Origin of the sequence: Planococcus sp. YIM B11945 (assembly GCF_050864155.1) — a bacterium.
Lineage (GTDB): Bacteria > Bacillota > Bacilli > Bacillales_A > Planococcaceae > Planococcus.
In genome coordinates this window covers 91935-115019 of sequence record NZ_JBOZWR010000003.1, presented here as the reverse complement: position 1 = coordinate 115019, position 23085 = coordinate 91935, and the positions used below count along the sequence as shown (strand labels likewise).

25 protein-coding genes are annotated in these 23085 nt (G+C 45.9%); 17 read left to right on the top strand and 8 right to left on the bottom strand.

Annotated features, from left to right (window positions below):
• Nucleotides 1-68: 68 nt before the first annotated feature.
• Together pabB and ACRRQV_RS05210 are read right to left on the bottom strand one after the other, a co-directional pair.
• Complete coding sequence (pabB, locus tag ACRRQV_RS05215) at nt 69-1811, bottom strand: aminodeoxychorismate synthase component I (RefSeq protein WP_432528389.1); 1743 nt, start codon at nt 1809-1811, stop codon at nt 69-71.
• Entirely contained in the window at nt 1786-2400 is a 615-nt protein-coding gene (locus ACRRQV_RS05210) for an anthranilate synthase component II (protein ID WP_432528387.1), read from the bottom strand. The genes pabB and ACRRQV_RS05210 overlap by 26 nt, the downstream gene beginning before the upstream one ends.
• Nucleotides 2401-2626: 226 nt before the next feature.
• Between ACRRQV_RS05210 and ACRRQV_RS05205 the strand changes: the two genes are divergently transcribed.
• The 7 genes from ACRRQV_RS05205 to ACRRQV_RS05175 all read left to right on the top strand — a co-directional run bounded on the left by ACRRQV_RS05205 (nt 2627) and on the right by ACRRQV_RS05175 (nt 8877).
• A complete protein-coding gene (locus ACRRQV_RS05205) occupies nt 2627-3964 on the top strand; it encodes a D-serine ammonia-lyase (protein ID WP_432528385.1) in 1338 nt (445 codons plus the stop codon).
• Nucleotides 3965-3975: 11 nt separating this feature from the next.
• Nucleotides 3976-4260, top strand: coding sequence for a hypothetical protein (locus tag ACRRQV_RS05200; RefSeq protein ID WP_432528383.1), 285 nt, complete (start codon nt 3976-3978; stop codon nt 4258-4260).
• Between the two features lie 99 nt (nt 4261-4359).
• Nucleotides 4360-4788 carry a VOC family protein gene (locus ACRRQV_RS05195; protein WP_432528381.1) on the top strand — a complete coding sequence of 143 codons (429 nt, stop codon included), beginning with the start codon at nt 4360-4362 and terminating at the stop codon, nt 4786-4788.
• Between the two features lie 128 nt (nt 4789-4916).
• A complete protein-coding gene (locus ACRRQV_RS05190; RefSeq protein ID WP_432528379.1) occupies nt 4917-5837 on the top strand; it encodes an ABC transporter ATP-binding protein in 921 nt (306 codons plus the stop codon).
• Nucleotides 5830-6789 carry an ABC transporter permease gene (locus tag ACRRQV_RS05185; protein WP_432528377.1) on the top strand — a complete coding sequence of 320 codons (960 nt, stop codon included), beginning with the start codon at nt 5830-5832 and terminating at the stop codon, nt 6787-6789. Before ACRRQV_RS05190 ends, ACRRQV_RS05185 begins: the two co-directional genes overlap by 8 nt.
• A gap of 618 nt (nt 6790-7407) precedes the next feature.
• Nucleotides 7408-8106, top strand: coding sequence for a Na-translocating system protein MpsC family protein (locus ACRRQV_RS05180; RefSeq protein WP_432528375.1), 699 nt, complete (start codon nt 7408-7410; stop codon nt 8104-8106).
• A gap of 75 nt (nt 8107-8181) precedes the next feature.
• Nucleotides 8182-8877: a Na-translocating system protein MpsC family protein gene (locus ACRRQV_RS05175; protein ID WP_432528373.1), complete on the top strand. Its 696-nt coding sequence runs from the start codon at nt 8182-8184 to the stop codon at nt 8875-8877.
• A 231-nt stretch (nt 8878-9108) separates the two neighbouring features.
• Here the strand turns inward: ACRRQV_RS05175 and ACRRQV_RS05170 are convergent, their stop codons facing one another.
• Nucleotides 9109-9351, bottom strand: a complete 243-nt coding sequence (locus ACRRQV_RS05170) for a hypothetical protein (protein WP_432528371.1) — start codon at nt 9349-9351, stop codon at nt 9109-9111.
• Nucleotides 9341-9574: a hypothetical protein gene (locus ACRRQV_RS05165; protein ID WP_432528369.1), complete on the bottom strand. Its 234-nt coding sequence runs from the start codon at nt 9572-9574 to the stop codon at nt 9341-9343. Before ACRRQV_RS05165 ends, ACRRQV_RS05170 begins: the two co-directional genes overlap by 11 nt.
• 782 nt (nt 9575-10356) lie before the next feature.
• Here ACRRQV_RS05165 and ACRRQV_RS05160 point away from each other — a divergent pair.
• The gene (locus ACRRQV_RS05160; RefSeq protein ID WP_432528367.1) at nt 10357-10809 is read left to right on the top strand and encodes a VOC family protein; all 453 of its coding nucleotides are present in this window, start codon (nt 10357-10359) and stop codon (nt 10807-10809) included.
• Nucleotides 10810-10835: 26 nt separating this feature from the next.
• On the opposite strand, the gene ACRRQV_RS05155 is transcribed toward ACRRQV_RS05160, so the two are convergent.
• Complete coding sequence (locus ACRRQV_RS05155; protein ID WP_432528365.1) at nt 10836-11627, bottom strand: alpha/beta hydrolase; 792 nt, start codon at nt 11625-11627, stop codon at nt 10836-10838.
• A gap of 260 nt (nt 11628-11887) precedes the next feature.
• On the opposite strand from ACRRQV_RS05155, the gene ACRRQV_RS05150 reads away from it, so the two are divergent.
• From ACRRQV_RS05150 to ACRRQV_RS05130, 5 genes are all read left to right on the top strand, one after another.
• Nucleotides 11888-13381 (top strand): phytoene desaturase family protein, encoded by a 1494-nt coding sequence (locus ACRRQV_RS05150; RefSeq protein WP_432528363.1) that lies wholly within the window; start codon nt 11888-11890, stop codon nt 13379-13381.
• A 254-nt stretch (nt 13382-13635) separates the two neighbouring features.
• The gene (locus tag ACRRQV_RS05145; protein ID WP_432528360.1) at nt 13636-13761 is read left to right on the top strand and encodes a hypothetical protein; all 126 of its coding nucleotides are present in this window, start codon (nt 13636-13638) and stop codon (nt 13759-13761) included.
• Between the two features lie 15 nt (nt 13762-13776).
• Complete coding sequence (locus ACRRQV_RS05140; RefSeq protein ID WP_432528358.1) at nt 13777-15306, top strand: phytoene desaturase family protein; 1530 nt, start codon at nt 13777-13779, stop codon at nt 15304-15306.
• Nucleotides 15307-15343: 37 nt separating this feature from the next.
• Entirely contained in the window at nt 15344-16492 is a 1149-nt protein-coding gene (locus ACRRQV_RS05135; RefSeq protein WP_432528356.1) for a glycosyltransferase family 2 protein, read from the top strand.
• Between the two features lie 326 nt (nt 16493-16818).
• Nucleotides 16819-17025, top strand: a complete 207-nt coding sequence (locus tag ACRRQV_RS05130; protein WP_432528354.1) for a hypothetical protein — start codon at nt 16819-16821, stop codon at nt 17023-17025.
• A 164-nt stretch (nt 17026-17189) separates the two neighbouring features.
• Here the strand turns inward: ACRRQV_RS05130 and ACRRQV_RS05125 are convergent, their stop codons facing one another.
• Nucleotides 17190-17867, bottom strand: a complete 678-nt coding sequence (locus tag ACRRQV_RS05125) for an amino acid ABC transporter permease (RefSeq protein ID WP_432528352.1) — start codon at nt 17865-17867, stop codon at nt 17190-17192.
• A gap of 20 nt (nt 17868-17887) precedes the next feature.
• Nucleotides 17888-18736, bottom strand: a complete 849-nt coding sequence (locus ACRRQV_RS05120) for a transporter substrate-binding domain-containing protein (protein ID WP_432528350.1) — start codon at nt 18734-18736, stop codon at nt 17888-17890.
• Between the two features lie 135 nt (nt 18737-18871).
• On the opposite strand from ACRRQV_RS05120, the gene ACRRQV_RS05115 reads away from it, so the two are divergent.
• Nucleotides 18872-20086, top strand: coding sequence for a transglutaminase-like domain-containing protein (locus ACRRQV_RS05115; RefSeq protein ID WP_432528348.1), 1215 nt, complete (start codon nt 18872-18874; stop codon nt 20084-20086).
• Between the two features lie 57 nt (nt 20087-20143).
• Here the strand turns inward: ACRRQV_RS05115 and ACRRQV_RS05110 are convergent, their stop codons facing one another.
• Entirely contained in the window at nt 20144-21808 is a 1665-nt protein-coding gene (locus tag ACRRQV_RS05110) for an Rqc2 family fibronectin-binding protein (RefSeq protein WP_432528346.1), read from the bottom strand.
• 107 nt (nt 21809-21915) lie between these two features.
• On the opposite strand from ACRRQV_RS05110, the gene ACRRQV_RS05105 reads away from it, so the two are divergent.
• The 3 genes from ACRRQV_RS05105 to rpoZ are packed head-to-tail and all read left to right on the top strand — an operon-like array spanning nt 21916 to nt 23046.
• The gene (locus tag ACRRQV_RS05105; protein ID WP_432528344.1) at nt 21916-22200 is read left to right on the top strand and encodes an extracellular matrix/biofilm biosynthesis regulator RemA family protein; all 285 of its coding nucleotides are present in this window, start codon (nt 21916-21918) and stop codon (nt 22198-22200) included.
• Between the two features lies 1 nt (nt 22201).
• Nucleotides 22202-22822, top strand: a complete 621-nt coding sequence (gene gmk, locus ACRRQV_RS05100) for a guanylate kinase (protein WP_432528342.1) — start codon at nt 22202-22204, stop codon at nt 22820-22822.
• On the top strand, nt 22822-23046 hold the full coding sequence (rpoZ, locus tag ACRRQV_RS05095) for a DNA-directed RNA polymerase subunit omega (RefSeq protein ID WP_432528340.1): 225 nt from the start codon (nt 22822-22824) through the stop codon (nt 23044-23046). The genes gmk and rpoZ overlap by 1 nt, the downstream gene beginning before the upstream one ends.
• The last annotated feature ends 39 nt before the right edge of the window (nt 23047-23085 follow it).

Below are 23085 nucleotides of genomic sequence, written 5' to 3'. Positions count from 1 at the left end.
AAATTAACTACAGAAGCAGCAATAAAACCAGCAAGAGCACTCGTCACTAAAGACGGGTGCTCTCCTTGTTAGTCAACCATATTCACTTTCAACCAGCCTCTAACGCTGTTGATGAACCAAATGGCGTCTGCAGTTTTCAAATCAATTTTGCTCAAAACCTTTTCTTCGATTTTCTTTTCATCGAGAAGAACTTGCCGGTACGTTCCGGGCAATAAACCGCAAGTGATGGGCGGAGTGAAAAACTTGCCGTCCGTTTCCAATACCAAGTTGCCGAAGGTGAATTCGGTCAATTGTTCTTTTTCATTCCAGAGCAAAACCGAAAAAGCATCAGGGAAGTTTGATTGGTGTTCTTCGTACACGCGCCGATTGGTCGTTTTATGGAATAAAAACGGATCGCGGCTATTGACGAGTGAAGCGGCAAGAACACATGTTACGGGTTCTGCGATTTTTGAAACGGCTTGTGCGTCAATCGCCACAGCTCCAGTTTTACTGAGCAATACCCGCACTTTAAAGCTTCCTTCTGAATTCGTTATTGCAGTGTTCGAAAGCTGCTGTTCCAGCGCTTGCTGATCCAACGAAAAGTTGAAATAATGTGCGGAATCGGCAATGCGAGCCAAATGATAGCGAAGCAAGGGATAGGTTCCGTTCTCCAGCTTCAGAGATTCCAGTAGTTCAAACTCCGGCCGCCGTTCGGACAAGACACGGGCTTTCGTCAGCAGTTCCTGGTACTCGCCTTCAGAAGTGGAATCCCACGTAACCCCTCCGCCGACGCCGTATAAAGCCGTTTCTTTTTCCTTATCGATGATGACGGTCCGGATCGGCACGTTAAAGACGGCATTTTTTTGCGGTGTGATATAGCCGATGGCGCCGCAATATACTTCGCGGGGAGTTTGTTCCAAGTCAGCAATGTACTTCATGGTGCTGATTTTTGGGGCGCCGGTAATGGAGCCGCACGGAAACAGCGCTTGAAACCAATTAAAGACCGTTGCCAATTTTTCGATTCGGGCTTCGATGGTCGACGTCAATTGATGGACAGTCGGATAGGCTTCAGCTTCAAATAGGCGAGGCACGGTGACGGTTCCGGATTTGGCGAGCCGCCCGATGTCATTTCGCAGCAAGTCAACAATCATCAAGTTTTCCGCCCGTTCTTTTTCGGATGCCAGCAATCTCTCTAAATTGGCCTGGTCTTCATCTAAGAACCTGCCGCGGGGCGCTGTGCCTTTCATGGGTTTAGCGGTGATTTTCCCGCCATCGACCCGGAAAAACAATTCAGGGCTAGCGGAAAGAATTCGGGTATTTCCCAAGTTCATATAAGCGCTATAGCCGGCTTGCTGATTCCTCGTCAGCTGGCGATAGAACGCCCGGTCATCTCCTTGGAAGCGGGCATGGAGGCGCTCGGTGTAATTGATCTGGTATGTATCGCCTTCTTCGATGGCTTGCTTGATTTGTTTGATGCCTGATTTATAGTGGCTGGTAGACGAGGCCATTTGCCAATCGGACACCGCATACTCGCCGCTTGATTCAAATTCTTCAGCAAGAGGAGCAGGTTCTTTGAAGATGCCGAACCAAACAAGCGGCAGTTTGGGATTTTGTTGGACAGCCATATTTGAGTTGAAAGCAGGAGCCGCTTCGTAAGACACATAGCCCGCGGCGTAGAATCCGGCTTGAAGCGCTTTTTCCACATCCGCCATCAGCCTTGGAATCGCTTCTAGCCGGTCGGTTTGCAAGATGTTGACCGGATTGGCAAATACGAGCGGCTGGATCACTCCGTCTTCGTCCGGGAATTCAACTAGCAGGTAAGGGTTTTCCATTTGTTTTGCCTCCAAGAGAATTCTTTTTCCATTCAACTGCCTGAACATACGCATTTTGCAGCATGGCAAAACCGTCTGCCGTCAAAATCGATTCCGGATGGAATTGGATGCCGGCGACGGGCAGTGTTTTATGGCGCACGGCCATAATGGCACCGTCTTCAGAACGGGCAGTGACCGTTAAAACAGATGGTATGCTTTCTTCATCAGCGACAAGCGAATGATAGCGGACAACCGAAGTCGGATTTGGGATTCCGTTAAATAGGCCCGACTGGTCGTGGCTCACCAACGAAAGCTTGCCATGGACGGGCTGGAGGCCTTTGATGACGCTGCCGCCAAAATGTTCGATGATGGTCTGGTGGCCAAGACAAACGCCCAATACAGGAATGCGGTCGCTCAACTCCTGCAAGATTTCCGAAGGGCGGGGTTTGCCAGGGCCTGGGGACAAAACCACTAAGTCGGGTAATAAGTTTTCCAGTTCGGCTATAGAAATGTCGCCGTCTTGAAAAACCGAAACGGCAGGATCGATTTGCAGGAAATATTGAACCAAATTGTATGTAAACGAATCGTGGTTATCGATTAAGATAATCATGTGTAACTCCTCTTCAAAAGGCATATTTGCTAGCATCATTATACTATAGAAGCTGCATTTATTTTCGAAGAAATCATTTCCGCTTTAGTTTTCACGGGTTCTTCGTATTTGTTTTTATAACTCTTCAAATTTTGCGCTGGAAATCAAACAAGGAACTTTTCATTTTGCGGCGAATTTAGTTAATAAGAGCAGTTGGGTGTACGGCAAAAAGGAAAGGATGAGTGCAATGGCTTTCAGCCAACAGGAATTGGATAGCTGGGTGCAGGAATATCCGCTATTAAAAAAAGTGGTCGATTTAGAGCCGGTGGTCTGGCTGAATCTGAAGCTTAAAAAAAGCGGAGACTTCCCAGCTCTGCCGGTTTCCATAAAAGACATGGAACAAGCGGAACGGTTGTGGCAGCGGTTCGCCCCTTATTTGGCAAAGGAATTTCCGGATGCTGCCCTAACAAAAGGGGTTGTTGAATCGCCGCTGCGTCCCATACCAGCTATGAAATCAATGCTGAATGAACTGTATCAAAAAGAAATTTCAGGAGAGCTGTATTTGAAATGCGACAACGATTTGCCGATAGCTGGATCGGTCAAGGCGCGAGGCGGGGTATATGAAGTGTTGGCACACGCTGAGCAAATGGCAATAAAGGCGGGGTTAATCTCAAAAGAAGATAATTACGAAGTTTTCGCAAGCGATAAAATGAAGCGGTTTTTCAGCGATTATTCCATCGGCGTCGGTTCTACTGGAAACTTGGGTCTCAGCATCGGCATCATCGGGGCGAAGTTAGGGTTCAATGTATCGGTGTACATGTCAGCAGATGCTAAACCGTGGAAAAAAGAGTTGCTGCGGGCAAAAGGCGCCATCGTTCATGAATTTGCCGGTGATTTTGGCGAAGCGATTACTAATGGCCGTGAACAAACGAAGCAAAACCCCAACGCTTATTTTATTGACGACGAAAAGTCTCGGCATTTATTCCTTGGCTATAGCGTCGCTGCCTTCCGTCTGAAAAAGCAGCTCCAAGAACAAAACGTTGTGGTCGATCGAGACCATCCGCTTTTTGTTTATTTGCCTTGCGGGGTTGGGGGGGCGCCAGGCGGAATTGCGTTCGGCTTGAAACAACTGTATGGGGACTATGTCCATTGCTTTTTTGCAGAACCGACGCATTCACCGGCTGTATTGGTCGGCTTAATGACAGGCGAAAAAGATAAAGTTGCTGTCCAGGATTTTGGCATTGATAATTGCACAGAAGGCGACGGGCTGGCGGTCGGGCGTCCATCAAGCTTTGCATCGGGCATCAGCGAACAGCTTGTCAGCGGCATCTATACGCTAGAAGATGAGGAGCTGTTCCAGCTGCTCATGCTTTTAGCAGACAGCGAAGGCATATACGTGGAGCCATCCGCTACTGCAGGATTGGCTGGACCGCATAAAGTTGGATCTTCATCGTATGCCCCTGCATCAGTTCACGCGACGCACATCGTCTGGGCAACCGGCGGGGCATTGGTTCCGAAAGAAGATATGGAAGGCTTTTATCAAAAAGGAATGCGTCTTTTAGAAAAAGAAAGTCGTCAAACATAGGAGGCAACGAAATGGATGTATCGTGGGGATTGATCATCGGCGGGGGACTGCTGGTGATGGCTTCGCTTGTTTATTCCTCATTAAACGAGCGGCTGCGGGCAATGGAAGCGCGGATCCAAACCTTAAATGAAAAAATCAATCGGTTGTCGGTCCCGGACAATGAGCGAGACCGGGAAATCATTGAGGAATTGCGCCGGCTGAAAAACGGTGGCCAAGCGATCAAAGCGGTCAAAGAAGCCCGAAAAGCGTTCGGTTTTACGCTGCTGGAAGCCAAACAGTATGTCGATAATTTATAGGTGAAGACGTCCGAATTTCTTTTAATTCAAGCAGGACTCTGTGTGTGTTGAACGAATACCAATAGAGCAAGAAATAAAAGAATAGAAAGGAAGGATAAGATGGCTTTGCAAGCGAAAGAAATCTACGTCAATTTGCCCGTTAAAGACTTGAACAAATCAGTGGAGTTTTTTACGAAATTGGGGTTTGATTTTCATCCAGACATGACCGATGAAAATGCCACGTGCATGATTGTCGGGGAGAATATGTTCGTCATGCTTCTCACTGAAACCTTCTTTCAAACATTCACTAAAAAACAATTGACGGACGCAACAAAAAACACAGAAACGATTATTGCCCTTTCAGCAGACAGTCGCCAAGGCGTCAACGATATCGTCAACAAAGCTTTTGAAGCAGGAGGAAAAGCTTCTAATGATCCGATGGACGATGAATACATGTATGCGTGGAGTTTCCAAGACCTCGATGGGCACCTTTGGGAAGTCGTAGCCATGCCGGAACAAAGCGATTTGGATAAGAGCAGCGCGGAATAAGAAAACGCATCCGGAAAAACCGGATGCGTTTTCTTTTGGGAGTAAAAAGTAAGAAGAATTCAATTTTTGGGAACTTTTCACAGTTTGGTCCGTATACAATAAGGATACTTAATCTGGAGGTGCTCGATTTGGAAAAAGCGGCAATGCAGCTGATCGATTTGAAAAAGTCGATCGGCAATAAACAGCTGATCAAAGGGCTGAATTTTGAAATCAATAAAGGCGAAGTTTTCGGTTTTCTTGGCCCGAACGGAGCGGGGAAAACAACGACGATTCGCATGATGGTCGGTTTGATGGATATCACTGCGGGTGATGTGCTGATCGAAGGGAAAAGCATTAAAACCGATTTCAAAGAAGCGATTCGGCATGTCGGAGCCATCGTAGAAAACCCTGAAATGTATCCGTTCTTAAGCGGGTGGAAAAACTTGGAGCATTACGCCCGAATGAATCACGGCATCACCAAAGAACGCATCAACGAAGTGGTGGCGCTCGTCGGCTTGGAAAAAGCCATTCATGAAAAAGCCGGCAAGTATTCATTAGGAATGCGCCAGCGCCTTGGAATCGCCCAAGCATTATTGCACAAACCGTCCATCTTGATTTTGGATGAACCGACAAACGGCCTGGACCCATCCGGCATCCGGGAAATGCGTACATACATAAGAAGATTGGCAGAACAAGACAACGTGGCGGTTATTGTTTCAAGCCATTTATTAAGCGAAATTGAATTGATGTGCGACCGCATCGGCATTATCAAAAACGGTGAATTGATTGCCATCGAATCCGTCAAAGAAGTGAAAAAAGACAATGCGCTGAGCGAATTGTATATTGAAGCAGAACCGTTGGAAACGGCTCGCCTGATTTTGGAAACCCAGCAGGAACGGCCGGTCGCCATCGAGAAAAAAGAACTGTTTCTTGCGGCGACGCGGGAAGAAATTCCAAGAATCTTGAAAAGCTTGATGGAAAGCGACATTCAAATTTACGGTGTCCGTGTGCAGCAATCAACACTGGAAGACAAATTCTTTGATTTGATTGGAGAGAACACAATTGAATAATTTTCTGAACTTGCTTAAAAACGAGCAAATCAAATTATACGCCAAAAAATCAACGTGGATCATGATCGCTTTTCTTGCCGTAATCGCTTTAGGTGGAGGATTGATCAATAAATTCATGGACACCGGCATCAGCATGAACGACTATGGTGAAAACTGGAAGACCGAGCTGCAAGAAGAAAACGTCAGCTTGACCAAAGAAATGGAAAAAGACGAATTCGCCGAATTCACGAATTTGTCGCTGATTGAGAAAAACAATTATTACTTGGAAAATAACATCAAACCCAAGCCTTATGACGGCTGGCAATATGTGTTGGAAAATGCCGCTTTTACGTCCGTCATTTCATTGTTTACAATCATCGTAGCAGCGGGCATCGTATCGAATGAATTTAAATGGGGGACCATCAAACTGTTGTTGATCCGCCCGATTTCACGCTCGGTCATTTTATTGTCCAAGTTTGTGTCGGTGTTACTATTTGCTTTGACGCTTTTGGCATCGCTGCTGATCTTTTCGTGGATTGTCGGAGCGTTGTTCTTCGGCTTGAACGGCTTGTCGCCGACGTTTGTCATGGAACAGTTAAACGGCGGATTTGTGGAAACAGGCGTTATCGGAGAAATTGTCCAAGACTACGGCTTGAGCATGGTGACACTTTTGATGATGGCTTCATTTGCGTTTATGATATCAACGATTTTCAGAAGCAGCGGCATGGCCATCGGGCTAGCCATCTTCCTGATGATGGCCGGCAACACATTGGTCGCATTTGTTTCCCAGTACGAGTGGGCGAAATTCATCTTGTTTGCCAACACCAACCTTGTCCAATATGCTGAGGGCAACACGCCGGTCGTCGAAGGCATGACCTTGACGTTTTCGATTATCGTATTAATTGTCTATTTGGCGATTTTTGTCGCAGCTTCCTGGACCGCTTTCACCAAACGGGACGTTGCGGGGCATTAAGATAGCTTGAAGAGATTTTTAAGGGAAATAAAGCAGCCTAGCTCATTATGAGTTAGGCTGTTTCTTATTTTTGGAGGAACTCGAAAGTAAGGGAAACAAAACTGCAATTCGAAATAAATGAACGTAATATAGAATTGTTTTGATTTAACTGAATTGATGAAGAAAATATCCAAAAGCGTTAAAGAATCAATCGGAATTTAAGCAAATTCTTTTTAGGCAGAGATGTTTTTTATTATTTTCTATGGCTTTGAATTTTTTCTCTTTTAAGTTTCGTTTTTACAATAGTAAACGTAATTTCCTCACATTTATTTTGTTTGCACATGACTTATTTCAGTAGTTGTTTATTAATGGGATTTGACCATGGTTAGTGAAAGAAAGCGGTTCTAGATCATTCACCAAGCAGAAAAACTGTATGGAATTTTCTGAAAAAAGGAGTAAAATAAAGTAATCGGAACAGAGGCAGTTAAGATATATCTCGAAGGCAACTAGTAAGACAAGGATAGAGGAAGCCCAGGCGAGACAGCCAGAAGCCGGGCAGGTAACAGGTTTGGTGTCAATTTAATTATATTTTCAAACGTTCAGCGGATGTTCTTTCTTTTTCAGAAAGGAGATTATCTCATGAGAAATGGCCGATCAAGCCGGACCAAAATTGAGCAGCACATTTCGTCCATTCTTAGTGAACATTTCAATAATACCTCTGCTTTTGTAAAAGTTGCAGTTGAGCCGCCTTTCATCCTCGTCCACCTATCCAATTTTCTCTTGCCGACAGAAGAAATCCTCCTAAAGCGCAATGAAATGAAACGTCTGTTGGAGACGAGGGATTTGCTAATGGAAGGACTGAAAACCGACTTGAAAACCGATTTGGGGGAGATCACCGGTCACGCCATCCTTGAAATCTATGCCGATTGGAACCTAAAGAAGGAAACCGGGATGCTCATTGCCGTGATGGATGGACATGAGGCGAGTGCAACCTACAAATGGCCAGAGGATAAAAGCAAACAGGCACTGCGGAAGCAAGTCATCCAGCTCAGCAAAAAGACAGAAAAAGAACCGGATGAGATGGAAATTTACCGCGTGGATGACAATGCGATTTTAATTGAACGCACCGGCACCATGGTTGAGATTGAAACACAATTGATCAAAAATGGAGCCACCAAAGAATTGCGGCTGGCAAAGCGCCCGCTCGATCACCAATTGCTGGCCTCCCTCAATGCAGAAGCTGTTTTGGACCAGGAAATCAGTGAATTGTTCGTCGACTGGGATTTCAAGAGAGACAAATCCTATATCGTTTTAGTGTTGAAAGCCTGGATGGAATAGTCCATCTTCAGGCTTGCTTGTATATGAAAAAAGGGCTTAAACCAGGTTCTTTCTTCGAATGAAGGAGGTTTATGCATGACAAACGAACAAACTAAGCAAGCGGAAATCGGCGGCTATGTGTCCATGCTCCTGCGTAACCATTTTGGTAAAGGCCCGACTTCGGTATATGTAATAATCCGGCCGCCTTTCCTGGCTGTCCATCTTCGCGGATTCCTGGCTCCAATAGAAAAAATGCTGCTGAAGCGCAATGAACGAAACCGTATCTTAAAGACGAGGGATTTGTTGATGCTGGATCTGCGGGAGGAAATTATGGAGGAATTAAAAAAAATAGCGGGCTTAGATATAAAAGAGCTCTATGCCGATTGGGACCTGGAAAAAGAGACAGGTTTGCTTATCGGAGGCTTGAACGCTATAGGTCAAGAAGAGACGAATGAGTGGCCAGAAGGAGTGGATAAAGAAGAATTTACAGCACGTATAAAAACAGCAAGTGGGAATGTACAGAAAATTCCGGAGTGCATCGAAACTTATTGGCTAAACGACCGAACGGTTCTGGTCAGGCGCTCGGGAATTCTGGTGGCACTCGAAAAGGAATTGATCAAAAATGGCTTGGAAGAAGAACTGCGGCTGGCCAAGCGGCCGCTGGAAAATAAAAGCCTGCAGGCAGTCCAACTTGAAGCAGTATTAAAAAGAAGAACGGCAGAAACCTTCTTGGCCTGGAATTTTGAAACGGATTTAGGCTACACGGTTTTCATTCTTGAACCTCATAAATAAGCCGCCAGGAATTAGAAGAACCGACGAAGAATGCTGGGAATTCCCTCTATTTGCTGTTATGAAGAACTTGATCAATCGACGTGCAATATTCAACCTGCAGCTTTTCATTGGAGGTCGCTTCTAATATGTAGGTATCTTTTAGGCACTTCTCAGCCTTCGGAGAATTCCAGGACGAGCTCAAGGATTTTTACCCGGTTCTCAAGGATAAAATCCAAAAAAACTCCTGAGTAATCAGGAGTTAATGGATAAATTGTGGGAAGTTATAAACGCCACAATGTAGTGGGCTGTTTCCTCAATGGAATCGTTTTGAATAATTTCTTGTGTCTGTGAATTGGTTATTTCAAATGTCTGTGTACCGGGAAGACACCGAATAGATAAGCTGTAGCCTTCTTCAGTCGTGAAGACCTGATCGATCTTCGTTGTATTGTATTCGCACATCGTTTTAAGAAAAACCTTGACGTTATTAAAGTTCATAGGAAAATCCCCTTTCCAACTTTGTAAAGTAGCTATGAAACATCTGGAAGGATTGGAAGTTGGGGCATTCACGATTAAAATCCTTCTCTTCTAACTGAAGAATAGACGCAGGAGAATCCGTAAATTCTCTTTTCTTAATAAGTATAGATGAAAATCCGCCGGCATCCCCTGCAAACACTCGGCGATGAACCCGGTTTTTCAACTGGTCAACAAAATAAATCATTCATTTTCACTCCTTTTCTTAATTTAAGATAAAAACGAAAAAAAGCCGAAAAACATCCATAAGGATGCTTTTCGGCTTTGTTAGCAGCGCTACTGTCTGAAACAGATTACCAGGAATCAAATTTTATTGTAGTTCCTATAGTCTTCTTAGTAAAAGTGCTTTTTTGTAAGTTCTCATTCTAAAATGGAAACGCTACTGTTTTCCAACTAAACTTATTATAAATGATTTCCTGGTTAGAGAAAAGAAAAGAAGTTGGTTTTTTTGAAGGAAAATAGATAAAAAGGGAAAATATACTCATTTTTTAGGCAATATGCTCTTAGCTGATTTACACTAGAGCCCACCAGTAAATGGTAATCAAAAATTGAAAAAAGAGGAAATAGGCAAAGGAAGGCTAAAATAATACCTTGGCACTTCATCGGAATTTTGCTCCTTTAGAAACGCTAATTGAATGTCATTTTCATTTCCTTCGGCATTCACGTTTATATTCAATTTATGAACCAGAGCAATAATCGTTGTGGAAAATGCCTTGCCGTTTAAAGCTTATCTACTCTCCCTTTTAATCTATATTAAGTGGACTTATACGAACGCTTTGCATAGGAACAGTCAGAAAAATGAGCTTAGTGTTGTAGTCCCGCATTTAGCTGAAGGTACCGCCGCTGATGCTATTTATACTTTCATGAACTATGACAAGGTGTTTTTGGCAGGAAGTAATTTGCCGAGCTTCCATTGAATAATTCTGAAGCTGATCAGCTGATAAATTTTGCACTCAAGGAGGTAAGGCTATGGAAAAGAACAAATTACTAAGAATGGATAATGTGAGCATCGTGGTAGAATCCCTTGATGACGCAATTTCTTTCTTCGAGGAGATTGGCTTGAATCTTGAAGGGAGGGCGACTGTCGAAGGGGAATGGGCGGGCCGCGTAACCGGATTGGATTCTCAGTCCGTAGAGATTGCTATGATGGTTACCCCAGATGGCCACAGCCGAATAGAACTTTCTCGCTTCCTCACCCCGCCTGTTATATCAGATCACCGGGCTGCTCCAGTCAATGCCCTCGGTTATCTGCGCGTCATGTTCACCGTTGAAGACATTGATGAAGTGGTAGCCCGGCTCATAAAGCATGGTGCTCAGCTCGTTGGCGAAGTGGTTCAGTACGAGGACTCGTATCGTCTTTGCTACATCCGCGGAACCGAAGGGCTTCTCATCGGTTTGGCAGAACAACTCGACAGCCATTAAGCAAGCGGCATTTTATTTTGATCCTCCTATAAAGCAATCGCTTCCTTGATCTTTACCGCTACCAGTTTCCAAGCTTTTTCGGCCATATTATTTGGGCCGTTATGTGTAAAAGCATGAGAAACGCCTTCGAACAGCTCAACATGGACTTTGATGCCAGCAGCTTTTAGTTTTTCGGCATAGACTTCGCCTTCCGGTCTGAATGCGTCATGTTCGGCCAAGAGAATAAGGGCAGGGGCGAAGCCCTTTTTAATATCCGCACAGACAGGGGAAGCGAGCGGGTTGGAAGCTTGCGTTAGGTCGGGCAAATAACACATATTCAAAAAGTGCGCAGCTTGAGGAAATTTAGCACGCAGCCATTTCGGTTCGGGTTTATCCGCGTGCGGCGTGACAAAATCCAGCATCGGGCAAGACAATACTTGGAGCAGGGGCTGATCGTCCCGTTTTTCGTCAAGGTAAAGACAGAGCGCCGCTGCGAGATTCGCGCCTGAACTTTGACCGCCCACCATGATCCGGTTTGGGTCGATTTTCAACTCAAGGGCTCGGTTCTTCATCCATTGAAGAATTTCGTAACTTTGTTCAATCGGTTTCGGAAACGGAAATTCCGGAGCTTTTGCATAACCGACATTCAACACCACGCAGCCTGTCTCATTCGCCAGGAAACGGCAGTACGGATCATCCAGCTCTTTGTCATTCATAATGAATGCGCCTCCGTGGAAATTGACGTACACAGGAAGGCTTTCCTCTTCGGCACCTATTGGGTAGTAGAAAGACAGGTAAGTGGGCTGGACACTTGTGTCTACCAGAAAATCTTGTTTCATTTTTACAGGCTGAGGAGAAATTGTCGGCGATTTAATTGACGGATCAGGAAGGAGACGCAGCAGCTTTGCGCCGATAAGAGTTAGCATAAGGACCTCGCTTTTTTAAACCCATTTTATCCCCAGGGGAGTGCAATAGTCAATCGCAGCAGCTCTAAACTGGGCATGTGTGGAAACGGAATGATGAGGGTATTAGTGAAAAAGATGCGAATCGACACTGCTACTGAAAATTGCTCTTAAAAAACGGGAAGGTGCTGGTAAAATTGGCTGAAGCTAAAAAAGTGTTAATCATCGGGGGAGGGCTCGGCGGCATATCCGCTGCCATTTCCCTTGCGCAACGCGGCTATAAAGTTTCCTTATTCGAAAAAAACAAGCACATCGGCGGGAAATTGAACCGGCTTGATCAGGACGGATTTGGTTTTGACCTCGGCCCGTCCATTTTGACGATGCCGAAAATTTTCGAGAAATTGTTTGCGGACAGTGGAAAGCGGATGGCGGATTACGTTCCGATCATCCGGCTGGACCATCAATGGCGGTCCTTTTTTCCGGATGGCAACAGGATTGACTTGTATGAAAACTTGACTGAAATGGAAGCGAAGAATCCGACGTTGAGCAAGCGGGATATGCGCGAGTATGAAAACCTCCTGAAGTACTCCAAAAAGCTGTACAATATCACCGAGAAAGGCTACTTTAACGAGGGGCTGGACAGCGCAGAAGAAATCGCAAAATTCCACGGAGCGATTGAGTCATTCAAAAACTTCGATCTTTTTTCGACCGTACATAGTGCCATCGACAAACGGATCAGCAACAAGCAATTCAAGGATATGCTTTCCTACTTTATTAAATATGTCGGTTCGTCCCCTTACGACGCACCGGCCGTTTTGAATATGATGATCTACATGCAGCATGACCAAGGCGCATGGTATGTGCCGGGCGGCATGAACCGGCTCGCGGATGCGCTGGTGCAGCTAGCTCAAGAAGTCGGCGCCCATATTTATACGGGAGTGGGGGTAGAGCGCCTTTACAAAGAAAAAGGCAAGATCACCGGGGCGTTATTAGAAGACGGGGCAAAAGTGGCCGCGGATTATTACATTTCCAATATGGAAGTCATTCCGTTTTATGAGGAGCTGCTGGATGAAAAGCCGCATTACGTGAAAAAGTTGAAGAAGAAATTTGAACCCGCCAGTTCGGGGCTGGTGATGCATCTGGGCGTTAAAAAAACTTATCCGCAGCTCAGCCACCATAATTTTTTCTTTGCAGAAAATCCAAAAAAACAGATGAACGCAATTTTCCATGAGCACAAGCTGCCGGATGATCCGGTCATTTATTTGGTGAATGTCAATAAAACCGATCCAACGCAAGCGCCGCCGGGGCACGAAAACATCAAAGTACTTCCGCACATCCCGTACATCCAGGACAAGCCATTCACGGAGCAGGAATATGAGCGCTTTGCGGAGAAAGTGTTGATCAAATTGGAACGGATGGGCCTTGAAGGCTTGCGGGAAAACATCGTAACGCAGGATATTTGGACGCCTGAAGATATTCGGCGGGTCTACGGATCAGACCGCGGCGCGATTTATGGAACGCTGTCGGACCGCAGCGTAAATAAAGGATTCAAGCACCCGAAACAAAGCGACCGCTACGACAATTTGTATTTTGTCGGAGGAACGGTGAACCCGGGCGGCGGGATGCCGATGGTCACGTTGAGCGGCCAGCAGGTAGGAAAGAAAATCGTAGAACGGGATATGGGCAACTGATGGGAAAGTTCCGTCGAAAATGCCGTAATAGCTTCATGCAGAATTTTTAATGAAAGATGGATAAGGAATGAGAGTTTCCATACCCCTCGTATCACTCTGTTTGTTGGATCATCATCCTCGATGCGGGGGCATGGACTTTTTTTCATCTGTCTTTTTCCGCTGCCTGCCTTAAGATTCCTCTGGCGTTTTTCCTGGAAGACAGGGCTTGGTTCCGCTTGTTCTCATTGGGAAAGTCGGGGGAGATTTGACAGTGGGTGTTCCGCATAAAACAATGGAAAGGCTTGCTGCTCGACGGGACGATGATTTTAAAATATTCAACGTGCCGCTTATTATTGTCCAGCATTGTAATCGCGGGCGCATCAACGCCATTATTCAACTGAAAGGAGGAGACAGGCGTGAAAAAGAAAGTGGTTGTAATCGGTGCAGGGGTGGCGGGGCTGGCAAGCGCAATCAGGCTTCAAAACGCCGGATACCAAGTCGCACTATACGAAAAACTAGCAACTCCCGGCGGGAAAATGAACCGCATCGAAATCGGCGGCTTTAAATTTGATTTGGGGCCGAGCATTGTCATGATGCCGGACGTGTACCAGGAAATCTTCGAGCTGTGCGGCCGCAATCCCGATGACTATATCCCGATGGAAAAACTCGATCCGATGTACCGTGCTTATTTCAGCGACAAGCCCGAAGCGCCTATGGATATGTCTTCCGACCTTCTGAAGCTAACCAAAACGATTGAAGCGATCAGCCCTACGGATACCGGTGGATTTTTTCGTTATCTTCATGAGGCCCATAAAATCTATGCGTTCGCACGGCATGATATTTTGCAGAAGCCGTTCCGCAGGCACCGGGATTTCTACAGCAGTTCTATGATGAATAAAGGCAGGGGTTCGAAAATAAAAGTGCTGGACACCGCTGACCAGTTTATCGGCCGCTATATCAAAAACGAACGTTTAAAGCAGATTATCAGTTTTCAAACGCTGTACATAGGCATTTCCCCGTATAAGAGCCCCTCGTTTTATACGATGATCCCGATGCTCCAGTTTCTCTATGGCGTCTGGTTTATCAAAGGCGGGATGTATACGATGGCGTCCTCAATGGAAAAGCTCTTCAAGGAGCTTGGAGGCGAAGTCTACTATAATAAAGATGTAGAGGAAATTTGCATTGAAGAGGGGAAAGCCACCGGCATCCGTGTCGGCGGCGAGAAGATTTCGGCAGAGTTCGTGATGTGCAATGCGGATTTTCCGTATGCCATGAAAAATCTGGTAAAAGAACCGGCCGCCAAAGGCAAATTTACCGATAAAAAAATCGACAAAATGAAATATACCTGTTCTTGTTTTTTATTGTATTTGGGAATGGACCGAAAATATACAGAAGTCGAACATGTCCATAACTTCATTTTCAATGAAAAACTCGATAAAAACCTGGCTGATATTTTCTCGGGGAAAAAACTGACGGAGGCTTCGTTCTATGTTTACCTCGCTTCGAAAATGGATCCGACGCTGGCGCCCGAAGGAAAAGACGGCTTGTATATTTTGATGCCCGTTTCAAATGCTGCGGAAGCGGATTACGAATGGAACGACGAAACCATCGCGTATTACCGAAACTACATTTTGAACGCCTTGAAAAAGATTCCGGGGTTTGAGCGGGTGGAAAATGAAATCGTTGCCGAAACGTGCATAACGCCGCTGGATTTCGAGACGAAGTTCAATGCTTATAAAGGAGCTGCATTCGGTCTGCAGCCGACTTTGTTTCAAAGCAATCACCTGCGGCCGCAAAGCAAAGCCACGCATTGTGCGAATTTGTATTTTACCGGAAGCAGCACACATCCGGGAGCAGGGGTCCCAATCGTCTTATTATCCGCAAAAATTGCCGCGCAGGAACTGATCGATGACGATCAAGGAGCCATTGCGGCGCAGGATCATTAAATGGAAAGCTGCCAAATCCAGTTAAGGAGGTATGTTAATGCCCGCTTCAAACATTATTAATCTCGCAATCGGTGCGCTTGCTGTCGGGGTCGGCTTTCTCATGTTCACGTCGCTGCCAAGGCCAGAGCCGCGTGAACGGTCAAAGCCAAAGCCAGAGCCGCGAGAGGAGCCTGCTGAGGAGCTGCCGTTTCTGTCCGTCATCATTCCTGCCAGAAATGAAAGTGCCCGGATTGCGCCGTTACTGAAATCGTTAAACGAACAAAATTACCGGTCCTTTGAAGTGTTGGTTGTTGACGACGACTCGTCCGACAACACCGTTGCAATCGCGAAAGGTTTGGGCGCAACGGTTCTTCAGAAAAAAGAGGAACGGCAAGGCGCCGGAAAGTCGGCGGCCTGCTGGTACGGCGCCAATCAGGCAAAAGGGGAGTGGCTTTTGTTCTTGGATGCGGATACTTCTTTCACGGACGCGGATGGCCTCCAGAATCTGCTCCTGTCTTATAAAGACAAAGGCGCAAAGGGAATTCTCGCTTTGCAGCCGTTCCATACGGTCCGAAGGCTCTATGAAAACTTGTCGGCCATATTCAACGTCATCGTAGTTGTCGGAATGAACAACTTCACCGTTTGGGGCGACCGTTTCCAAACGGCCGGCTCGTTCGGCCCGTGCATCCTTAGCAATAAAGACGATTATTTTTTAACCGGCGGGCATAAAAAAATCGAAGGCGCCTTGATGGATGACCTTGCGTTAGGCGAGGCATTTCTCGACCAAAATCTTCCTGTCCACTGCCTCGGCGGAAAAGAAATCATTTCGTTCCGGATGTATCCGGAAGGCCTCCAAAGCTTGATTGAAGGCTGGTGCAAAAGCTTTGCTATCGGTTCAAAATCCACCCATCCGCTCGTCATGCTGATGACAATCGTATGGATTTCCGGCAGCCTCACCAGTGCGGTTGCCTTGATTTCCGCCATTGCCTCAGCAGACACGGCTGCGATTTTCATAAGCGGCCTCTTGTATGCGGTTTTTGCGGTTCAGACCGGATTGTTCGCTCGAAGAACGGGGGATTTCCCAAGGATCATTTTCTTGTTTTATCCTGTTCTGTTTTTATTCTTTACCGGAATCTTTTTATATTCCTTGTTCCGGGTGAATATCCTGCACACGGTAACTTGGAAAGGGCGGAAAATCGACGTCTAGACAATAGAAAATGAATGTTTTTTGCAGCCTGGAGGCGTTCTTCTGGGCTGTTTTTATGGTCTAATAAAAGGGCTGAACGGCAAGCACAGGTTCTGTTTTCTTCCCATGTATGCTTCCATTTAGATTTTTTTCGAAAAGTAACTTTCAAGAAAAGGTAGTTATAAAGATAAAAGACTTTCTTCTATAAGTTATACTAGTAGAAAATAGTGTTAATATATGAGAATATACGATACATGTCCTAATTGAAAAGCGATTGCGTATCGAAAATGCGAACGAGGAAATTAAAGCTGGCATGACCAATTTTTCACTTTAAGGGAGATTAAAAAATGACATTGAAACACTACAGCAAACGATATGACGTAATCATGAACGGGAATCTTCCTTCAAGGCGAAAAGAGTTAATGTTAGCCGGCCTGAAAGCTGATATGGAATCAAATCTTAATATCCCGATGTTCAGTAATCCTGAATGGGAACAGGAAAATAGCGAAGTTATGGCACTTTACCGGAAAGTTACAGCGAATAAAAACATTTAACATAGCGAAGAGACAGCGATGCTTTAAATCCATTTTCTTTTCCGTTAATTTCTGCTTAAAATGTAAGAAACCCAGCAGCCCGTGTTCTAAGGCTGCTGGGTTTCTTTAAATCCCATGAAAAATGGACTTGAAATTGTTCACTTATTCCTGGAAGCGGCAAACGATTACAAATAATCCGCGTACCGCTTTTCCAAATAATTTTGCAGTATGGTCATCACGGAACAAATGGCCCAGTAAATAAGCGCGACCAAAATGAGCAAGGTCAACAAATCATATTCACGCGCGCCGACAATGCGTGCTTTCTGGAACACTTCCGGCACCGTGATCATCGCGGCCAGCGAAGACGCTTTGATTAAATCAAGGAAAACGTTCGACAAAGGCGGCACAGCGATTCGGACAGACTGCGGCAAAATGATGCGCATCATTGTCTGCCAATACGTCATGCCGAGCGCGCGCGACGTTTCCCATTGCCCTTTATCGACAGAGGCAAGGGAAGAGCGGAAAACTTCCGCAATATAGGCGGCGCAATTGATCGTAAATCCGATAAGCGCCGCTTGCAGCGCTGTAAATTCGATGCCGATGACCGGCAGCGCAAAATACAGCAAAAACAAAATCACCAAGATCGGCACACCGCGCATAAACGAAATATACAAACGCGCCGGCCATTCGAGCAAAAGGAATGGCGATGTGCGGGCAAGCGAGATGAAAAAACCGATGACCAGCGCAAGCGCCATACTGACAATCGAAATGAGCAGCGTGTACCAAATGCCTTCAAGCACATAAGGAAGGGATTCTATAGCGAGTTCAGGGTCGAAAAGCAAACCCCATTCAATGTCATTCATCCAATACCCTCCAGTTTTTCTTAATCAATGTCCGACTTTTTGGAAACGTCCGCTCCGCCGAAAAATTCGGCGGAAATTTCCGTAATGGTTCCATCCTCAAGCATTTCTTCGATGACCCGGTTCACATTGTCAGCCAATTCTTTATTGTCTTTGTTCATCACCAAGCCGACTTCCGATGGACTGTATTTAATATCGGGGTGGATCGTGATGTTCATTTCAGGAAACGCAGCGACGCCGAACGTAGACAAATAATAATCGTTCAAAATTACATCGGTCCGGCCGATGGACACATCCCGCAAATATTCTTCGTTCGTTGCGTTGTCATACGTCACTTCTTCCGCACCGTACTCTCGAGCGATTTCCATGTAAATCGACGTGGAAGCCCCGGCAGCTTTTTTGCCTTTCAAGTCTTCCAGCGTTTTAATGCCGGACAAATCGTCTTTTCGGACAACCGCTGTCCCGTACGAATATTTAATCGGCGTGGAAAAAATGAAATTGTCCAAGCGGTCTTCAGTAATTTCAATGTCGTTGGCTGCAATATCAATTTGTCCCGTGTTGACGCTTGTCAGCATTTCGTCAAAACCCAGTTCCTTGAATTCGATGTCGAGGTCCAAACGTTTGCCAAGTTCGCGCACGACTTCCACTTCAAAACCGGTTAGTTCATCCGTTTTGGCATCATGGAACGAAGTGGCGAGCAGCGTGCCGGAGGTGGCTACTGTCATGGATCCTTGTTCTTGAATTTCATCCCATGCCGTTTTTTGTTCTTCAGCTGTTTCCGTTGAACCGCCATTTCCGCAAGCGCTCAACAGCAGCAGGGAGAAGGCGCCGGCAGCGATATGCGACTTTCGTGATGTGAAATAATTCTTCATTAAATAAACCTCCTATTAGTAAGTCCTCTAAAAAGATAGCATGTCCAGCACGCAAGGGCAATTGTACTATGCACAAAAATAAAATCTGCGAATGTGTTAAAATAAGACAATAGAAAATGAGCGGAGGGATTTCTGATGATAAAGGAAAACTCGGTCATTTATCAGTATCGCTACACAAACCGCCAATCGGCAAACGTCCAAATTTGGCTGGCCGTTCCGCCTTCTACAAAAGGGCAAAAAGTAAAGCAAATAAAGACATTGACGGCTCCTTTGAACAAGTCAAAACTCTACAGGCAAGAGCTGTGGTTTTATGACTTGGAGCCTGGCGAATCCGGGGGCTTCGAAGCATCGCTCGATTTAGCTGCTTCCAAATTGCCGGAACAGAAACCTGTCCATGAACTAGAAGAAAGTGAACGCCAATTTTACTTGCGCTCGGCCATCATGAGCCCGGCAACTGAAGAATTGGCAGCTGAAGCAAGAACGATTATCGGGGAAGCGCATGAGGATTTGGATATCGCAAAGCGCTTGTTTGAATATTTCCTTCAAACGTTTTCCTATAAATACCCGCCGAAAAAAAGAGGCGCTCTCTTTTTCCGCGAAGCTAAAAAAGGGGATTGCGGTGAATTTTCTTTTCTTTATACCTCCTATATGCGGTCTCTCGGCATTCCTTGCCGCACCGTTGTAGGGGCATTTGCGAAGAAGTTTCGGCCGCATGCCTGGAATGAAGTGTGGATCGAAGGGAGAGGGTGGATTCAAGTAGACACCAGCATGCCAGCGTCTTTGAAAAAACCGATATCCTACTTAACGTTGCCGCTGCAGCTCGGGGAAAGTACAAACAAAGGCGACTATTTTGGAAACTTTGACGGCAACCGGGTTATTTTTTGCTTGGATGCCGATTGGCCGCTTTTTCCTGACTATCACGATGTATTGCGGGAGCAGCCAAAAGAGCTGTTCGTCTTTGGCAAAGAAATCGAATACGGTTTTCAAAGCTTGGAGGGAACTGCACCTTATATGCAGCCGATCTACAGCCGGTTCACAAAAGACATCGAGCCGGGTGGAATGACGGATTTGCTCGGCAGGTGGAACATTAAAGAAACAGACAAAACCAGAAAATTCTTATCAGGGATTAAACAATATATGTATTATGTCTTCTTTGTTGCCATGTTTGCTTCCGCAATTGGCGCGCTGACAAATGCAGGATTTTTGGAACGATTGCCCTTAATAGAAATTGGCTACGGAGCAGCGATGCTCGGTTTGCTGGCGGCCATTTTGCGGAAAGAAGCGAACTGGGCCGTTTACTTGGTCACGGCCGCCACAGTCGCAATCGTCATCCAGCTGTTTTTGAATTGAAAACAGCATCTACAAAGAAAAGCCGGAAAGCATACCCGCTTCCCGGCTTTTTTGAGTTTATTTTTTTAATTTAATGACCAAATCTTCATCCGGTGTCACATAGACGGTTTTTTGCTCGAAATAAATGACAAATCCGGGCTTCGCGCCGTTTGGTTTTTTTACTTGGCGTGCTTCGGTGTAATCAACCGGCACGGAAGAAGATTCGCGCGCTTTGCTAAAGTATGCCGCAATGGTTGCTGCTTCAAGCAAAGTTGTTTCATCCGGATTGGTGTCATGGATGATGACGTGGGATCCCGGAATGTCTTTCGTGTGCAGCCATGTGTCCGATTTAGCGGCCACTTTGAAAGTGACGTAATCATTTTGCTTGTTGTTTTTGCCGACCGATATCGGCGTCCCCGTGGAAGAAACGTACGCTTCGACCGACGGTTTGGTCGGCTTTTTCTTTTTCTTCGATTTTTGCGCTTTCATGAAGCCTTGTTCGGCCAGCTCTTCGCGGATTTCTTCGATATCGGAAATTCCCGCTTGCTGGACTTGCTGCATGAGCGTTTCGAAATAATCGATGTCCTCGATTGTTTTTTCGATTTGCTCTTGCGTTTTCACAAGCGCTGTTTTCGCTTTCTGGTAACGGGAATAGTATTTTTGAGAGTTGTCAATCGGCGTTTTCCGCGGATCGAGCGTGATGGTGACTTTTTCATCGTTATAGTAATTGTCCACTTCGATTTCCTTCATGCCTTTGGTGATGCGGTGAAGGTTGGCCATGATCAATTCGCCGTTCAATTGCAGCTGGTCGCGTTTTTCGGCTTGGTCTTGCTCTTTTTGTAACTTTTTCTGCTTGGTTTTCAGTTTCGAAATTTCATTTTGTAGCCAGCGTTCCAAATCGCCTGCTTGCTGCTTGACGCGGTCGCGTTCCGCTTTGGCATAGTACATGCGGTCGAGCAGCTCGCCGAGTGACGGGAATTTCAAAGGCTCGCTGGCGATATGGTTCAAAGGCGTCGCAGAAAAATAGCTTTTCCCTTCGTGTTCCACGTAATAGCCAACAGGCTGTGGAGACAGGAAGTCATCTAAAAAGTCTTGCGCCGCTGTTTTGCCATCCGTCGCTGCATGAAGGCGGTACTGAATTTCACGCGCGTTGAGCGGCGAGAAGCCAGCAAATGTGCCGACGATTTCTTTTTCGTCTTTGCCAATCAGTTCGCCAGCCGCAGCGAAAGGATCTTTTTTCTCTTGAGAAGGCGGGAACACATAAGGCTGCCCGGGCAAGATCGTCCGGAACGAATTGACGCTTGGGGGCAAATGCTTCAAGCTGTCGAGAATCATGACGCGTTCAGCATCGACCAAGATGACGTTCGAGTGGCGGCCCATCATTTCCACGTGAAGCTCGCGTTCGATGTCGTCGCCGATTTCGTTTTTTGATTTTATTTTTAAAATGATCAAGCGGTCCATTTCGTGCTGGACAATCTCGGTGATGACGCCGCCTTCGATGTGTTTGCGGAGCAGCATGCAAAACATTGGAGGCTCGGACGGGTTGACATTGGCCATCCCGGTTATGTGGATGCGCGAGTAGGAAGGGTGGATCGAAATCAATAATTTATGGTTGTGCCCTTGTGCGCGGATATGCAGGAGCAGTTCAAGCTGATTAGGCTGATGAACTTTTGAAATTCTGCCTGACACGAGCGTTTGGAGCTCACGCGTCATCGCTTTTGTAAATAATCCATCAAATGCCATGAAAAATCCCTCTTTCAAATCGTTTTGTTCCATCTTATCATTTTCGCGGTGTATTATGATATAATAAGACAGTTAGTTAGAAAACGAAGAACAACGATCAGTTGTAAATGGCGGTGGTCTATGTGAAAAAAACGGTGAAATTCATTTCAATCGGCAATGGCAGCGCTGTTTCCGCAAATCGAATTATTTCGATCGTGACTCCAGATTCCGCGCCGGCCAAACGGCTGATCCAAGAAGCCCGCAACAAAGGATTGCTGGTCGATGCCACTGGCGGAAAAAAGACCAAGTCCATTTTTATCATGGACAGTGATCATGTGGTAATTTCTGCGGTGTCGGCTGAGACTGCGATTGCACGCGGCGAAGAAAATGACGACGAGATGAATGAGGGATAAAATGAGAAAGCAACGTGGACTGCTGATAGTTTTATCAGGGCCTTCGGGTGTTGGAAAAGGAACAGTAAGAAAAGAGCTGTTTTCGCAGCCGGATACAAATTATGAATATTCCATTTCGATGACGACGAGATCGCCGCGTGAAGGCGAAGTGGACGAAGTCGATTATTTCTTTAAGACGCGCAGCGAATTCGAGTCGTTGATTGAACAAGATCAATTGCTTGAGTGGGCAGAGTTTGTCGGAAATTATTACGGCACGCCGCTCGAATACGTCAACAAAATGCGCGATGCAGGGCGTGACGTATTTTTGGAAATCGAAGTGCAAGGGGCGGCGCAAGTCCGTTCGAAAGTTCCGGATGGCTTGTTTATCTTTTTAGCGCCTCCGAGTTTGTCCGAATTGGAAGAACGCCTGGTCGGCCGCGGTACGGAGACGGATGAAGTGATTGCTTCCCGCCTGCAAGCTGCTCGGCAAGAGCTGGAAATGATGAATTTGTATGATTATGTAGTGGAAAACGATTTGGTCGAACATGCGTGCGAACGCATCAACGCCATCATTATCGCGGAACATTGCAAACGAGAACGCGTTGAAAAACGATATTTTGATATGCTAAAGGAGAATGCCTAATGTTGTACCCATCCGTTGATAAATTAAAAAGCCAAATCGATTCAAAATATTCACTTGTAGCGCTTGCTTCAAAACGTGCTCGCCAATTGCACGAACATGGCGACGAAAAACTGGACAAATACGTGTCTGCCAAATCGGTAGGTAAAGCGCTTGAAGAAGTGGCTGCCGGCGTATTGCAAAAAGAAGACCAAGATGCATCCGCTATTTACGAAGACGAAATTTAACCATTAATCGCAACAAACGACTCCCAGAGCAAACTTGTT

What these genes read in the sequence shown, in the direction of transcription:
- pabB (WP_432528389.1), bottom strand. Translation starts at nt 1,811, where the DNA reads ATGGAAAACCCTTACCTGCTAGTTGAATTCCCGGACGAAGACGGAGTG.
- ACRRQV_RS05210 (WP_432528387.1), bottom strand. Translation starts at nt 2,400, where the DNA reads ATGATTATCTTAATCGATAACCACGATTCGTTTACATACAATTTGGTT.
- ACRRQV_RS05205 (WP_432528385.1), top strand. Translation starts at nt 2,627, where the DNA reads ATGGCTTTCAGCCAACAGGAATTGGATAGCTGGGTGCAGGAATATCCG.
- ACRRQV_RS05200 (WP_432528383.1), top strand. Translation starts at nt 3,976, where the DNA reads ATGGATGTATCGTGGGGATTGATCATCGGCGGGGGACTGCTGGTGATG.
- ACRRQV_RS05195 (WP_432528381.1), top strand. Translation starts at nt 4,360, where the DNA reads ATGGCTTTGCAAGCGAAAGAAATCTACGTCAATTTGCCCGTTAAAGAC.
- ACRRQV_RS05180 (WP_432528375.1), top strand. Translation starts at nt 7,408, where the DNA reads ATGAGAAATGGCCGATCAAGCCGGACCAAAATTGAGCAGCACATTTCG.
- ACRRQV_RS05175 (WP_432528373.1), top strand. Translation starts at nt 8,182, where the DNA reads ATGACAAACGAACAAACTAAGCAAGCGGAAATCGGCGGCTATGTGTCC.
- ACRRQV_RS05170 (WP_432528371.1), bottom strand. Translation starts at nt 9,351, where the DNA reads ATGAACTTTAATAACGTCAAGGTTTTTCTTAAAACGATGTGCGAATAC.
- ACRRQV_RS05165 (WP_432528369.1), bottom strand. Translation starts at nt 9,574, where the DNA reads ATGATTTATTTTGTTGACCAGTTGAAAAACCGGGTTCATCGCCGAGTG.
- ACRRQV_RS05160 (WP_432528367.1), top strand. Translation starts at nt 10,357, where the DNA reads ATGGAAAAGAACAAATTACTAAGAATGGATAATGTGAGCATCGTGGTA.
- ACRRQV_RS05155 (WP_432528365.1), bottom strand. Translation starts at nt 11,627, where the DNA reads ATGAAACAAGATTTTCTGGTAGACACAAGTGTCCAGCCCACTTACCTG.
- ACRRQV_RS05135 (WP_432528356.1), top strand. Translation starts at nt 15,344, where the DNA reads ATGCCCGCTTCAAACATTATTAATCTCGCAATCGGTGCGCTTGCTGTC.
- ACRRQV_RS05130 (WP_432528354.1), top strand. Translation starts at nt 16,819, where the DNA reads ATGACATTGAAACACTACAGCAAACGATATGACGTAATCATGAACGGG.
- ACRRQV_RS05125 (WP_432528352.1), bottom strand. Translation starts at nt 17,867, where the DNA reads ATGAATGACATTGAATGGGGTTTGCTTTTCGACCCTGAACTCGCTATA.
- ACRRQV_RS05120 (WP_432528350.1), bottom strand. Translation starts at nt 18,736, where the DNA reads ATGAAGAATTATTTCACATCACGAAAGTCGCATATCGCTGCCGGCGCC.
- ACRRQV_RS05115 (WP_432528348.1), top strand. Translation starts at nt 18,872, where the DNA reads ATGATAAAGGAAAACTCGGTCATTTATCAGTATCGCTACACAAACCGC.
- ACRRQV_RS05110 (WP_432528346.1), bottom strand. Translation starts at nt 21,808, where the DNA reads ATGGCATTTGATGGATTATTTACAAAAGCGATGACGCGTGAGCTCCAA.
- ACRRQV_RS05105 (WP_432528344.1), top strand. Translation starts at nt 21,916, where the DNA reads ATGGCGGTGGTCTATGTGAAAAAAACGGTGAAATTCATTTCAATCGGC.
- gmk (WP_432528342.1), top strand. Translation starts at nt 22,202, where the DNA reads ATGAGAAAGCAACGTGGACTGCTGATAGTTTTATCAGGGCCTTCGGGT.
- rpoZ (WP_432528340.1), top strand. Translation starts at nt 22,822, where the DNA reads ATGTTGTACCCATCCGTTGATAAATTAAAAAGCCAAATCGATTCAAAA.